This window comes from Cypionkella sp. PAMC25878, assembly GCF_058135695.1.
This window is the reverse complement of record NZ_CM176871.1, coordinates 2,630,156-2,644,325: the sequence shown is the minus strand read 5'-3', so window position 1 is coordinate 2,644,325 and position 14,170 is coordinate 2,630,156. Positions and strand designations below refer to the sequence as shown.

Below are 14,170 nucleotides of genomic sequence, written 5' to 3'. Positions count from 1 at the left end.
TGACCCTATGACCTTAGCCCCCACGCTCGCGCTGCGCGGAGTCTCGAAGAATTTCGGGATGACCGCCGCCTTGACCGATATGACGCTGGAACTGTTTCCCGGCGAGGTTCACGCCATCGTCGGCGAGAACGGTGCGGGCAAATCTACCATGATCAAAATCATGACCGGGATTCACCAACCCTCCTCGGGTGTGCTGGAGGTTGACGGTGCCCCCGTCGTGCTGAACGGATCGAAAGCCGCCCGGTTGCGGGGAATTGCTGCAATTTACCAAGAACCGATGGTGTTTCCCGATCTGGATGTCACCGAAAACATATTTATTTCAGCTACTTCCGGTCTGTTCCTCAACCGCCCCGCCATGCGCCGCGCCGCGCGAGATCTCATTGCCCGGATCGGAATGACGCTGGACGTGGACCGCATCGCATCCGGCCTGTCGCTCGCCGAGCAGCAAGCGGTTGAAATCGCCCGTGCCCTGTCCCAAGACGTCCGCGTGCTGATCATGGACGAACCCACCGCCAGCCTTTCCGCGCATGAGGCCAGTGAACTCCGCCGCATCGCCCGCGCTTTGGCCGATGATGGGGTGTCTGTGGTCTATATCTCGCACCGATTGGAGGAGGTTTTTCAGCTTGCGGACCGGGTTTCGGTGATCCGCGATGGCAAGCATATCTCGACCAAACGGATCGCCGACACCGATCCGCAAACCCTCATCGCCGAGATGGTCGGACGTGAGGTTGGCAATTATTTCACCAAGATGCCTTCGACCGCCACATCGGAAACTTTGCTGTCTGTGCAGGGCCTGAGCGTCGATGGCGTGTTTCAAGACATCTCTTTCGACATCAAACGCGGTGAAATCCTTGCGATGGCGGGCCTGATCGGCGCACGCCGCACTGATGTGGCTTTGGCGCTGTTCGGGATGCTGAAAACCAGCGCCGGAACAGTGACTTACAAAGGCGCGCCTTTGAAAGTCACCTCGTCGCGGCAGGCGATTGACGCAGGCATCGCTTATGTGTCCGAAGATCGCCGCAAGCTGGGTCTGGCGATGGCGCTGCCGATCCGCTGGAACATCAGCCTTGCGACCTTGCAAAAATACCTGACTCCCATGGGTCTGATCAACACCCATGCCGAGATCGCAACCGCTTGGGACTACAAGCAAAAACTGAACATTCGTACGCCGAACACAGATATCGCCGTAGGCAATCTCTCGGGAGGCAACCAGCAAAAGGTGATGCTGGCGAAATGGCTGAACATGGCGCCCGACCTTCTGATCGTCGATGAACCCACCCGAGGCATCGACGTCGGCGCCAAAGCCGAGGTCCACGCCCTGATCCGCGCTTTCACAGCGGCTGGCGGCACCGCCTTGGTGATTTCCTCCGATCTGCCAGAGGTCCTCGCCCTCGGCGACCGTATTCTGGTGATGCGCGAGGGTCGTCAGATGGCGATCCTTAACCACGACGACGCCAGCCAAGAATCCATCATGGCACTTGCCACCGGACAAAAGGACGCCGCCTGATGGCTCTGCTTTCCCGCCTCTCCCCCGCCGCTTTGCGCATCCTTGCGCTGCTCGCGGTGCTTGCCATCGTCATTTTGTTCTTCGCCTCCCAGATCGAAGGCTACCTGAACGGCCGCCTGTTCAACCGGATTTCGTCGTCGGTCGCCATCATGGCGCTGATCGCCACCGGGCAAACCTTGGTGATCCTGACCCGCAATATCGACCTATCTGTCGGCTCTGTTGTGGGCTTTACCGCCTTCGCCACCGGCTCCATCATCACCAACCACCCCGACCTCAACCCCTTGCTTTTGCTGCTCTACTCCGCCCTCGTCGGCATCAGCTTTGGCACCGTCAACGGCCTCTTGGTCGCCTATGCACGCGTGCCGTCGATCATCGTCACCCTCGCCACAATGGCCCTATTCCGCTCGTTTCTCGTCGAATATTCCAACGCCAAATCCATCACCTCCGACAGCCTGCCCGCATGGCTGACCGATTTCCCCAACCTGCCGGTGTTCTCGATCGGCACGCTGGAATTCCGCGCCGGCTTCACCGCGAGCCTCGTCGTCGTCATCCTCGTCCACCTCTGCCTCACCCGCCTGCGCCCCGCCCGCGCGTTATTCGCCGTCGGCTCCAACCCCGAAGCAGCCGACATGGCCGGCATCGACGCCAAGCGCGTGGTCTTCGCCGCCTTCGCCCTCTCCGGCCTGATGGCGGGCCTTGCGGGCTTCATGTTCCTCGCCCGTTTCGGCAATATCACCGTGGTCGCGGGGCTGGGGTTTGAGCTGAAATCCGTCGCCTCATCGGTCGTCGGCGGCGTCAATATCTTCGGCGGATCGGGTTCGGTGATCGGCGCGTTCCTCGGCGCAATCCTCGTCGATCTGTTGGAAACCTCCCTCGTTCGTTGGGCCGTGGTCAGCGAGTTCTGGCGCGAGGCGGTGCTTGGCGCGCTGATCCTGCTCGCCGTCGCCACCGACACCATCCTGTCGCGCCGCCTCGCCAAACTCCGCGCCAAAAAATCCAAGGAGGCTGCAAAATGAGTCGTCTGTTCAGCTGGGAAGGCTTCCTGTTCGCCTGCCTCGTGGCGATCTTCACCTTCAACGCCATCGCCGCCCCGGATTTCCTTGGCATATCAAACCAAATCAACCTGTTCCAACTGTCGATTGAGAAAATCATCCTCGCCCTCGTGATGACTTTCGTGATCATCAACGCCGAGATTGACCTCTCGGTTGGCTCGATGATGGGGCTTTCCGCCTGCACCTTCGGCTATCTTTACCAAATGGGCGTCCCCGCGCCGCTGGTGATCCTGATCTGCCTCTGCATCGGCGTTGCAGGCGGCCTGTTCAACGGTTGGTTTGTCGCCCGTTTGGGCCTGCCCAGCCTTGTCGTCACCCTCGCCACCCTGATCGGCTTTCGCGGCCTCGCCCGCGTCATGCTGGAAGATCGCGGCATCGGCAGTTTCCCCGATTGGTTCGCAGCCTTGGGCCAAAAGGGCTTGATCGGCCCGGTGCCCTTCGCCCTGATCGCCTTCATCGTGCTGTTCGTCCTGCTCTATATCCTGCTCGAACGCTCCGGTTTCGGGCGCAAAACCTATGTCATCGGCTCAAACCGTGACGTCGCCGACTTTGCAGGCATCGACACCGCCCGCCACAAGATCATCATCTTCACCATGTCCGGCACCGCCGCCGCTTTCGCAGGCCTGCTCTATGCCGCCCGCGTAGGGGCCGTGCGCGGCGATGTCGCTTCCGGCTTTGAGCTTGACGTGATCACCATCGTCCTCTTGGGCGGCGTCAGCATTTTCGGCGGCAAAGGCACCTTGATCGGCACCCTGCTCTCAATCCTGATCGTGCTAAACCTGCGCAATGGCATGGCGCTGCTCAGCATCACCGGCCATATCCAAACCGGAGTGATTGGTCTATTGTTGATCGCATCCGTAGTGATCCCGCGCATCAAACTCCCTACCCCTAGGTCCCTCAAGCCCGAGGTTGCAGCATGACCGATCCCATCCGCATCGAATTTGAAACCCCGATCCAGCGCGAATCCGTCGCTGAAATGGTGGTCCGCCGCATCCTCGACATGGTAAAATCCGGCGTGCTGAAAGCCGGAGACGCCCTGCCGCCCGAGCGTGATCTGGCGCTGTCGCTGGACGTCTCGCGCCCCTCGGTGCGCGAGGCGATGCGGGGGCTGGCGGTCTTGGGCGTGGTGAAATCACGCCAAGGCGGCGGTGCGTATATCTCTGATCTTGGCCCAGATGCGCTGCTTGGCCCGATCCAGTTCTACCTGTCGCTCGAACAGATGAACATCCGTGAGCTTTACGACGCCCGCTCCCTCATCGAATCCGACGTCGCCCGGCGCGCCGCCGTCAACATCACAGACGCCGATCTGGCCCGGCTTGAGGCCGTCCTCACCGCCCAACACGACACCATTGGCGATGCGCTGGCCTTCCGTAAATCCGACTTTGAGTTCCACGAAATCATCTGGATCGGTTCCGGCAACGCTTTCCTGAAACGCATCGGCGAAACCTTGAACGTCATTGGGCTAGAGTTCCGCAAACGCGCCTCGGAACGCCCTGGCGTTCTGGATCAATCGCTGCAAGACCACCGCCGCCTTCTGGACGCCCTGAAAGCCCACGACCCGGCAGCGGCAGCAGCGGCAGCCGAGGCGCATATGCAGAACGTTTACCAATCCACCGTTGCACAGGAAGATTAACATGGCGAAAATCGGAGTCGTCGGCATCGGCTGGTGGGCCTGCTTCAATCATATTCCTGCGCTTCAAGCCTCTGGCAACGTTGACAAAATCGCCATTTGTGATCTTGATCCAGCGCGCCTGCAACAAGTCGGCGACCAATTTGGCATCACCGCGCGCTACAGCGATGTGGCCGCAATGATCAAAGCCGAAGCCCTCGACGGCGTGATCATCTCCACCCCCCACGTCGCCCACACCCGCCCCGCCATCGCCGCTCTGCAAGTTGGCGCCCATGTTCTGGTCGAAAAGCCGATGGCCACATCCGCCACCGATGGCCGTGCCATAGCCGCCGCCGGAATTGCGGCCAACCGAGAAGTTCTGATCTCCACCGGCCTCAACTACACAAGCTTCACCGCCCAAGCCGCCACATGGGTGCGCAGCGGCAAAATCGGCCAGATCCGCCACGCCGTCTGCCAAATGGGCAGCGCGCTGGATGATCTGATGGCGGGTGAGCCGATGCTGGAAACCGCCAACCACCTGTTCCGCCCCCCGGCCTCGACATGGTCTGATCCGGCGAAAGCTGGCGGTTACGCTTGGGGCCAGATGAGCCATTCGCTGGCATGGCTCTGTCATGTCGCCGATGTGAAATTCCAATCCATCTACTGCCTTGATGGCAAATCAAAAACCGGGGTCGATTACTACGACGCCGCCGTGGGACGCTGCACCAATGGCGCGACCGTAGCCCTATCCGGTTCCTCCACCGTGCCGAAACAACGCGGCATGCACACCGACATCCGCCTTTACGGCACCGAAGGTGTCATCTGGTTTGATTGCGAATCCGGCCGCGCCCGGCTTGAACTGTCGCGTCTTGACGGCAGCAATGAAACCTACGCAATGGCCCCCGGAGAGGCCGATTACGACGGCACACTCCCCGTCACGCATTTCGCCGCCCTCTGCGCCGGACAACCCGTCGGCAACCCGGCAAACGGCGAAAATGGCGCCCGCGTCACCGAGGCAATCGCCGCGATGTATGCCTCTGCGGCCGCAGGCGCTGCCGTGCAGATCGAGGGTTAAGATGAAACTGTCACTTACGTCATGGTCGTTCCCCGCTTGTAGTTTGCAAGAATGTGCCGCCATCAGCCGCGCTTTGGGCATCGGCGCGCTGGATGTGGGTCTGTCTTACCGCTCAGGTCTTAACAAATCGGAAATTCTTGCCGATCCGAAAGCGGCGGCAGAGCCGCTGCGCAGCCTTGGCGTCACCGTCCCGAATTATTACCATCTGTTTGGCGAAGGCCTCAGCGGCCAAAATCTATCGCTCCCCGGCACAATCTCCCTAAATATCAAAGATATAGAATCCGTTCTGGCCTTTGCCGATGCTGCCGATATCGCCTCGGTGTTCATCCTGCCCGGCATCATCAATCCCGGCCAATCCCGCGATCAAGCCGCCCAGAAAGCCACCGAATCGATCAAAGCCCTGCTGGAAGTCGCGACCCACCACAACGCCAAACTCTGCGTTGAGCCCCATGTGCAAAGTTGGGCCGAAAGCCCCGCCCTGACCCAACGCCTGATCGACCAGACCGGCATCGGATTGGCGTTAGATTACAGCCACTTCACCTGCCTCGGCTACCGTCAGGACGAAATCGACCCGCTCGCCAAACACGCCACCCATGTCCATCTGCGCCAAGCCAAAATGGGCTATTTGCAAACCAAATTCGCCCAAGGCACCCTCAATTTCCCGGCCATGTTCGCCACCCTGCGCGACGCTGGCTATCAGGGCCACCTCGCCCTTGAGGTCGTGCATCAGGATTACATGAACACTCTCACAGAAGACGTGCTGACAGAAACCATCCTGCTGCGCGATTGTTTCCAAAACTGGAAAGGTTAACTATGCCCGGATATGCTTGGGTGCTGGAAGTCCGCCCCGGATACGAGGTTGAATACCTCAAGCGCCATGACGAAATCTGGCCCGAAATGTTGGAGACCCTGCGCGCAGCCGGCATCCGCAACTACAACATTTTCCGCCACGGATTAACCCTGTTCGGCTTCTTTGAAACCGATGATTTAGAGGCCACCAAAGCTTATCTGCGGACATCGCCCGTCGACAAACGCTGGGGTGAATGGATGGCCCCAATCATGAAAATCGAGATCGACCCCACCACCAACTACCCGTATTTGCTGCCAAAACAGTTCTACATGGCGTGATCTTACGCCTTGATCCGCGCCCCCGTCGGATCATAAAGCGCACCCAGATGCAGCTTGGCCGCGACCCGCTCTGACGCGACCTCCAGCTCATAGCTGCCGCTTGTCATGAACGTCTCGTCCACGCCCGCGTGGCGCACATAACCATAGCCAATCGGCTTGCCGATCGTGTGGCCAAACCCGCCCGAAGACAGCCAACCCACCCGCTCGCCATTGCGGTAGATTGTTTCCCGCCCAAGCAAAATCACCGAGGGATCATCGACGGTAAACGCCGCCAACCGCTTCTTAACCCCGCCCGAAAGCTGTGCTGCCAGCGCCGCACGGCCCAGAAAATCCACCCCGGATTTCATCTTGCAGGCCCAAAGCAAACCTGCCTCAACCGGCGTATGATCCGGCCCAATATCCGCACCCCAAGCCCGATACCCCTTCTCCAATCGCAAGGTTTCAATCGCGCGGTAGCCTGCGTTCACCACACCGCCGACCGCCATCAGCGCCTCATACACCGTCACTGCCGCATCGGTCGGCATGTGCAATTCCCAGCCGAGCTCGCCGACATAGGTCACCCGCAACGCCAAAACCGGGCAACCCGCCACCGAAATCCGCCGCGCGGTACCAAATTTGAACCCCTCATTCGACAGATCATCCGGGCACACCCGCGCCAAAACGCGGCGCGCCACCGGCCCCATCAGCGACAGCACCGCCGAGCCCGAGGTCACGTCGACCAACTGACAATTCCCGGTCAAATTGCGTGAAATCCAGTCGAAATCATGCGTCGCAAAGCCGGTGCCGGTGACAATGTAAAACTCATCCCAAGCTGTCCGAGCCACCGTCACATCAGCTTCAATCCCGCCGCGCGCGTTCAACAACTGCGTATAGGTCAGCCCCCCCACCGCCCGATCCACATTCCCCGCTGCAATATAATTCAATGCCTTGGCTGCATCCGGCCCTTTCAGCACAAACTTCGCGAACGAGCTTTGATCAATCAGCACCGCTCCTTCCCGGCACGCCAAATGTTCGCGCCGCACCTGATCCCACCAACCGGGGCGCTGGTAGGAATAGCAATCGACCGGTACTTCGCCAACTGACAGATCGGCGAACCAATTCGGGCGCTCCCAGCCCAATTTCTCGCCAAAACACGCCCCCGCCGCCTGCAAATGCCCGTACAAAGCCGAGCGTCGTGTCGGCCGCGCCGACTGCATTTCCTCAGACGGCCAAGCGATGGTGTAATGTTTGCCGTAAGCCTCCAGTGTCCGCGTCCGCACCCAATCGGTCGACTGATGCACACGGCCAAAGCGGCGAATGTCCACCGGCCACAGATCATACGGCGCTTCCCCCTTCGCCGCCCATTCCGCCAAAGCCATGCCTGCGCCGCCAGCCGAGGCGATGCCAAAGGCATTAAAACCTGCACCCACATAGAAATTCTTCAACTCTGGTGCTTCGCCCAAGATGAAATTGCCATCCGGCGTGAAGCTCTCGGGCCCGTTCAACAGCTGCTTCACCCCCGCCGTCGCCAGCGCAGGCACCCGCGCAATCGCGTCCTCCATGAACTGGCTGTAATGGTCAAAATCCGAGGTCAGCAGATCGAAATGAAAGTCCTCTGGGATGCCCTTCACCGCCCAGGGTTTCGGGTTTGGCTCATAGCCACCCCAGACCAAACCACCGACATCTTCTTTCCAATAGGTCAGCCGATCCGGGTCGCGCAGGGTTGGCAGACCCGGTGTAACCCCTTCAATACGCTCGGTAATCATATACTGATGTTCCACCGAAACCAGCGGCACATTCACCCCCACCGAGCCCGCCAAAACTCGAGTCCACTGTCCGGCGCAGCAAATCACCTTCTCGCATTCCACCACGCCATACGGCGTTTCCACCCCCCGAATCCGGCCATTTTCAACGATCACCCGCGTCACCGGCGTGTCTTCAAAAATCTTCACCCCCGCCATCCGCGCGCCTTTCGCGAGGCTTTGCGTGATATCTGAAGGATTCGCCTGCCCATCCGTCGGCAGGTAAGCCGCCCCAACAAGGTCCTCAATCGTCATCAATGGCCACAAATCCTGCGCCTCTTGCGGCGTCAGCAAGTGCATTTCCAGACCGAAAGATTTCGCCGTCGTCGCCTGACGTTTCACCTCCGTCCAGCGCGCCTCATTGCAGGCCAAACGCAAGCCGCCGTTCATTTTCCAACCGGTTTGCAACCCCGTCTCGGATTCAAGACGTTTGTACAACTCCACCGAATAGCCCAATAATTGCGTGATGTTAGCCGATGTTCTGAGCTGCCCCACCAACCCCGCCGCATGAAACGTCGTCCCCGAGGTTAGCTTTTTCCTTTCCAGCAAAACCGTGTCAGTCCAGCCCAATTTCCCCATGTGATAGGCGGTCGAGCAGCCAATAATCCCGCCGCCAATGATGACAGCTCGCGCGGTCGTGGGTAAGTCAACCATGTTATCCTCAAGCGGTTTCAAAGGCTGCAAACGCTGCCCGATAGGTGGAAAGATTTTGCGCAGTGTAGGCGGCATAGTCGAAATTAATCTCGGAATATATCTCAGACACCATGCTCCACAGCGTCTCGCGCAGCGCCGCCGCCGCCTTCATCGCTTTGTATTTGCGCCATAAATCACCGTCTGGCGCCCGATCAAAATAGGCCCCCAGCATCCGCGCTTCTTGCGCCGCAGTCAGGCCAGTGTTCGCCGCCAGCCCGCCGAGATCAAACAATGGCGCGTTAAACCCGGCATAATCCCAGTCGATTAACCACATCCGCGTGCCATCATGCAGGAAATTCGCGGCAAGCAGATCGTTATGCCCAAACACCAAGTCAATCTGCCCCACCGCAACCTCTAGCAGCGCAGCCTGCGCCAACAATTCCGGCAGCGCCGAGGCATAGCCAGATCCCGCATCCCGCAGCGTCCCGGCATAGTCGCGCAGCACATGAAACACCCAGAACACCAGCGCAGGCCCCCGTAAATGCAGCGGAATTTCGCGATGTGCCCGCGCCACCAAGGCCAAGGCCTGATCCAGCACCGCATCATCGGCAAAATCCGCAGGCGTCATGGTGCGGCCCTGAATATGGGTTATCACCAGGGCCCCCGGTTCATGGTAAATCACCGCTGGTGATACTCCCGCCGCATGGGCCGCGCGGCTGGCCGACAATTCATTGAACCGCAAGATCTGGTGCAGCGGAATGTCGTCGCCGATCCGCACCACCACCTTTTGTGCATCATCTTCCACGATAAAGTTCAGATTGGTGATGCCACCACCGAGGGGTTCCACCCGCACCACCCCTTGCCAGATCGGCAGATTTTGCACCCTTTGCAGCGGAGTCATCGCACCTCCTAGCGTTTGCCGTAAAACAAGCCTACCACATGCTCGGCCTCTGCAAAGAACAACCAGCGGGCGGCCAAAGCGCCGATCAAATGGCATATCGCAGCCAAGGCAAAAGCCCAAACCTCGCCCGAAATCGCCAGCAAACCCGCCGGAATTACCGCCGCCAGTGCCAATGCAATCGCCCGTAATTTCTGTGCATGTTTGCGGCCCACCACGAAAATCATCTCGCGCAGCAGATAATTTCCCGCCGTATGCGCCTGCTCAAACACCGTCACGTCGCCGATCCGATCAAGCCCAGTCGCGGTGCCCAAAGTCTGTGCCCGACGCGCAAATTGGTCATCGCCCACCTGCCAAATCGCCAGCAACATCACGACCAGAGCAGCCAGCAACACTGCAGCATAGCTTTGCCCCGCCAGCACCGCCCCCCCTGCCAGCGCAAAGCTTAAAAACATCACGGGTGTTAACCAATGATGCCAGCGCGGCACCGCTTTGATCTGCGTATAAATCATCGAAGTCGTGAACACCGTCAGCAGCGCCAACGCCCCACCAAGCCAGCCGAACGGGCGCGGCAGGCCCAAATCCAACCAATCCGACAGCGCCATCGGAGCCAACAAAACCAAGGCCGCAACCGAAGCCCAAGCCTCGCGCGAAAGCCAGCTTGTCCGCCATTGCGTGAACGCCCGCCACGCCCGCTTTGGATTGCCCAAATGGAAGGTCGAGGCCAAAAGACCAATCACCGCAAGGCTATAGCCCAAGCCCCACCACAGAAAGGCCATGAGCCCGGACGGATGTGCAAAGCCAAACCCAAGGTAGAACAGCAGTCCAAACCCTGCCCCCGACAGCACCGAAAACACAATAACCGAAGGTGCCGGATGCATCAGATCTTCCCCAACACGCGGTCAAGCCATCCGGCAAAACCACTGGCCTTAATGTCCAACAGAGGTGCCAGAATGCTGGCATCCTGCCGCACATCCTTCTTACGTGGCGGCAGATAGCGGTTAACCGGTTTGGTCCCCAGATCGGGCATCAAAGCATAGCCCCCGCGCGCGGCACTCAACCGGCTGACCTTGCTATCCGGGTCAGCAAAATCGCCAAAATGCCGCGCGCCTGTCGGGCAGCCGCGCACGCAGGCGGGCTCGCGGTCTTCCTCGGGCAGGTTTTCATTGTAAATCCGGTCCACGCAGAGCGTGCATTTCTTCATCACCCCCGCTGCCGCGTCCATCTCGCGCGCGCCATAAGGGCAGGCCCAAGCGCACAGGCCGCAGCCGATGCAGGCATCCTCATTTACCAACACGATGCCATCTTCGCTGCGCTTATAGCTCGCCCCGGTCGGGCAAACCGTGACGCAGGGCGCATCTTCGCAATGCAGGCAGGAACGCGGGAAATTGATCGTTTGTGCAGCGCCATCAATAGGTTGCACGGCATAGCTGTGAACCCGATTTAAAAATACCCCGGAAGGCTCTGCACCATAAGGATTTTGATCTGACAAAGGCACGCCATAGCCCTGATCGTTCCAGCCCTTGCAAGCCGTCACGCAAGCCTGACATCCGACGCAAGTGTCCAGATCGATTGCCAGACCCAGCCGCTTTTCTGTCGAAACGGGTAAACTGGTCATGCGCGCTCCCCCCCTTGCGGCACCACGCGCGGGATCGGCGCGAAGCTTGGTTCAGATTGCGTCTTTGCGCCAACCCGCTCAATCCGCACCCGCAAATCGAACCACGCGGCCTGTCCCGTCACCGGATCAGAGTTCGACAGCCGCGCACCATCGCCCTTGTCCGGCAAAAGTTCGGAAATCAAATGGTTCAGCAAAAACCCCGTCGTGGCCTCGGAGGCACCCGCGTCCAACGCCCAAGCGCCCTTGCGTTTGCCAATCGCATTCCACGTCCAGACCGTGTGCTCGTTCAGTGCCGCCATATGCGCGACAGGCACTGTGATGCCGCCATTGGGCGAGATCACCCTTGCATAATCGCCCTCGGCAAAGCCTTGCTCAACCCAGATTTTCGTCGGCAGATAGAGAAAATTCGTGCCCCGAATTTGCCGCAGCCACGCGTTCTGACTGCCCCAGGAATGATACATATCCATCGGGCGCTGCGTGATCGCGTGGATCGGGTAGCCCCAGCCAGTGGCCTCCAGATCGCCAAACGGCGGATACCAGATCGGCAGCGGCTCCATCGCTTGTTTCAGCCGCGCGCGCAGATGATCGGGCGGCTGAATCGCCCCCAGCCCCTCGGCGGCCATCTGGAATTTGCGCATAGGCTCCGACCAGATTGAGAACAGATAGGGCTGCGGAGACTCGTAAAACGAGGTTTTCACCGCCCAGTCCTGATAGGCCATGTTCCACGGCTTGTAGAAGGCCCCCTCCTCCGGCACATGGGCTTGATAAAACCCGCCATTTTCGATGTAGCGCGCCAGTTGGTCGGGGTTGGCATCGCCGCGCCCCTCTGCCGTGCCATCGCCGCGAAAGCCGATCAGCGGCCCGACGCCGGGGCGGCGAATGTGGTTCACGATGTAATCGGCGTAGTCCTTGTACTTCGGCGTGCCATCTTCCTTAACCATCGGCGCCAGCCCCAGCCGCGCGCCCAGATCCAGCAACACCGACTGGAACGGCCGCACATCGCGGTCGGGCTCCACCACCGGCCAGCGAATACTATCGCCCGCCGCATCCGGTTCGGAAATCGGGCGGTCGAGCAGCGAAATGCAATCGTGCCGTTCCAGATAGGTGGTATCGGGCAGGATCAGGTCGGCATAGGCCACCATTTCGCTGGCATAGGCGTCAGAATAGATGATGCGGGGGATGACATATTCGCCATCCGGCGTTTTATCTGTCAACATTTCCATGACCTTAGCCGAATTCATCGAAGAATTCCACGCCATATTGGCCATATAGAGAAACAGTGTATCAATGCGATACGGATCGCCGGCATGGGCATTCGGGATCAGCATATGCATCAACCCATGCGCCGAAAAAGGGTTCTCCCACGTAAACGCCTTATCAATCCGTACCGGCGAGCCGTCTTCCTTCAACGCCAGATTTTCCGGCCCGCGCACATAGCCTAAGTGCGGCCCTGACAGCGGCTTTCCGGGGGCGGTGACAAAATGCGGCGTCGGATGCGCCTCCATCGGTTTTGGATAGGGCGGCTTCAGACGGTATCCGCCTGGCACTTCCACCGTGCCAAGAACGATCTGCAACAGATGCAAAGCGCGGGCGGTTTGAAAGCCGTTAGAATGCGCCGAAATCCCGCGCATGGCGTGGAAAGACACAGGCCGCCCCGGCATCGTTTCGTGGAAATCGCCGCGGAAATCGGTCCAGGATTGCTTAATCTCAATCGCCTGATCAAACGCCACATGCGCCAGTTCGGCGGCCAAAGCCCGGATGCGATCCGCCGCAATACCGCAGCGCGCGGCCACCGCTTCGGGCGCGTAGTCATCCGACAGATATTTCTCCGCCATATGCTGAAACACTGTGCGATTGCCCTGATAGCTGGCACCCAGATCGGGCTGCACGCCCTTGCCGTCCCAAGGCGCTGACGCGCCGGTTCTGCGATCAATCACAAAGGGTTGGCTTTCGGCATTCTTCGCGATCAGCCCCTTTTCCGGGCCATCCTCCACCACCAGCAACGGCGCATTGGTGTAGCGCGCCAGATACTCCAGATCGACCTTGCCAGCCGCAAGCAGACAGTGGATCAGCGACAGGATCAACAGCCCATCGGTGCCGGGAGTGATGCCCAGCCAGTCATCGGCGACCGCATTATAGCCGGTGCGAATGGGGTTAACGCCGATCACGCGGGCTCCGCGTTCTTTCAACTTGCCCAGACCGATCTTGATTGGGTTGCTATCGTGATCTTCCGCCACACCGAACAGCACGAACAGCTTGGTGCGCTCCCAATCTGGCGCGCCAAATTCCCAGAACGCGCCGCCGATAGTGTAAATCCCGCCCGCCGCCATGTTCACCGAACAAAACCCACCGTGGGCCGCGTAATTTGGCGTGCCAAACGCCTGCGCCCACCAGCCGGTAAAGCTTTGCGACTGATCGCGCCCGGTGAAAAACGCCAGCTTCTCGGGGGCTGTTTCGCGCAACGGCTTCATCCAGGACACTGCCAAAGCCAAAGCCTCGTCCCAGGAAATCTCCTCAAACGCCCCCGATCCACGCGGCCCGACGCGGCGCAAAGGCGCGCGCAACCGCGACGGCGCCGTCACCTGCATGATCCCCGACGCACCCTTGGCACAAAGCACGCCCTTGTTGATCGGATGGTCGCGATTGCCCTCGATATAGCTGACGCGGCCCTCCTTCAGATGCACATTGATGCCGCAGCGGCAGGCGCACATATAGCAGGTGGTCTTGCGGATTTCGTCCGAAACCGGGGGCGAGGTGTCAATCTTCGGCTGAACAGTCATCTTCCCCCCAAGCGTCTACCGTCAATCTGGACGGAAGTTTTCCACCAAACAAGCCCGATTGCGACACAGGGTCACGACATTCGCCGCAA

12 protein-coding genes are annotated in these 14,170 nt (G+C 59.8%); 7 read left to right on the top strand and 5 right to left on the bottom strand.

Annotated features, from left to right (window positions below):
• Positions 1-7 precede the first annotated feature (7 nt).
• Genes ACS5RD_RS12810 through ACS5RD_RS12780 form a run of 7 tightly spaced genes read left to right on the top strand, consistent with a single transcriptional unit; the run spans position 8 to position 6,371 of the window.
• Complete coding sequence (locus ACS5RD_RS12810) at positions 8-1,507, top strand: sugar ABC transporter ATP-binding protein (RefSeq protein WP_489927749.1); 1,500 nt, start codon at positions 8-10, stop codon at positions 1,505-1,507.
• Positions 1,507-2,523 carry an ABC transporter permease gene (locus tag ACS5RD_RS12805; protein ID WP_489927748.1) on the top strand — a complete coding sequence of 339 codons (1,017 nt, stop codon included), beginning with the start codon at positions 1,507-1,509 and terminating at the stop codon, positions 2,521-2,523. The genes ACS5RD_RS12810 and ACS5RD_RS12805 overlap by 1 nt, the downstream gene beginning before the upstream one ends.
• Positions 2,520-3,479: an ABC transporter permease gene (locus tag ACS5RD_RS12800; RefSeq protein WP_489927747.1), complete on the top strand. Its 960-nt coding sequence runs from the start codon at positions 2,520-2,522 to the stop codon at positions 3,477-3,479. The genes ACS5RD_RS12805 and ACS5RD_RS12800 overlap by 4 nt, the downstream gene beginning before the upstream one ends.
• On the top strand, positions 3,476-4,192 hold the full coding sequence (locus tag ACS5RD_RS12795) for a FadR/GntR family transcriptional regulator (RefSeq protein ID WP_489927746.1): 717 nt from the start codon (positions 3,476-3,478) through the stop codon (positions 4,190-4,192). Before ACS5RD_RS12800 ends, ACS5RD_RS12795 begins: the two co-directional genes overlap by 4 nt.
• Before the next feature lies 1 nt (position 4,193).
• Positions 4,194-5,243: a Gfo/Idh/MocA family protein gene (locus ACS5RD_RS12790; protein ID WP_489927745.1), complete on the top strand. Its 1,050-nt coding sequence runs from the start codon at positions 4,194-4,196 to the stop codon at positions 5,241-5,243.
• A 1-nt stretch (position 5,244) separates the two neighbouring features.
• A complete protein-coding gene (locus tag ACS5RD_RS12785) occupies positions 5,245-6,054 on the top strand; it encodes a sugar phosphate isomerase/epimerase family protein (protein ID WP_489927744.1) in 810 nt (269 codons plus the stop codon).
• 2 nt (positions 6,055-6,056) lie between these two features.
• Positions 6,057-6,371 (top strand): L-rhamnose mutarotase, encoded by a 315-nt coding sequence (locus ACS5RD_RS12780; RefSeq protein WP_054008739.1) that lies wholly within the window; start codon positions 6,057-6,059, stop codon positions 6,369-6,371.
• Between the two features lie 2 nt (positions 6,372-6,373).
• Here ACS5RD_RS12780 and ACS5RD_RS12775 read toward each other — a convergent pair whose 3' ends face one another.
• From ACS5RD_RS12775 to ACS5RD_RS12755, 5 genes are read right to left on the bottom strand one after another with little or no spacing between them, the layout of a single operon-like run.
• Positions 6,374-8,806, bottom strand: coding sequence for a GcvT family protein (locus ACS5RD_RS12775; protein WP_489927743.1), 2,433 nt, complete (start codon positions 8,804-8,806; stop codon positions 6,374-6,376).
• A 7-nt stretch (positions 8,807-8,813) separates the two neighbouring features.
• The gene (locus ACS5RD_RS12770) at positions 8,814-9,686 is read right to left on the bottom strand and encodes a phosphotransferase (protein ID WP_489927742.1); all 873 of its coding nucleotides are present in this window, start codon (positions 9,684-9,686) and stop codon (positions 8,814-8,816) included.
• An 8-nt stretch (positions 9,687-9,694) separates the two neighbouring features.
• Complete coding sequence (locus ACS5RD_RS12765; protein WP_489927741.1) at positions 9,695-10,564, bottom strand: dimethyl sulfoxide reductase anchor subunit family protein; 870 nt, start codon at positions 10,562-10,564, stop codon at positions 9,695-9,697.
• Positions 10,564-11,301 carry a 4Fe-4S dicluster domain-containing protein gene (locus tag ACS5RD_RS12760; protein WP_054008736.1) on the bottom strand — a complete coding sequence of 246 codons (738 nt, stop codon included), beginning with the start codon at positions 11,299-11,301 and terminating at the stop codon, positions 10,564-10,566. The genes ACS5RD_RS12765 and ACS5RD_RS12760 overlap by 1 nt, the downstream gene beginning before the upstream one ends.
• Positions 11,298-14,081: a molybdopterin-dependent oxidoreductase gene (locus ACS5RD_RS12755; protein WP_489927740.1), complete on the bottom strand. Its 2,784-nt coding sequence runs from the start codon at positions 14,079-14,081 to the stop codon at positions 11,298-11,300. The genes ACS5RD_RS12760 and ACS5RD_RS12755 overlap by 4 nt, the downstream gene beginning before the upstream one ends.
• Positions 14,082-14,170 lie beyond the last annotated feature (89 nt).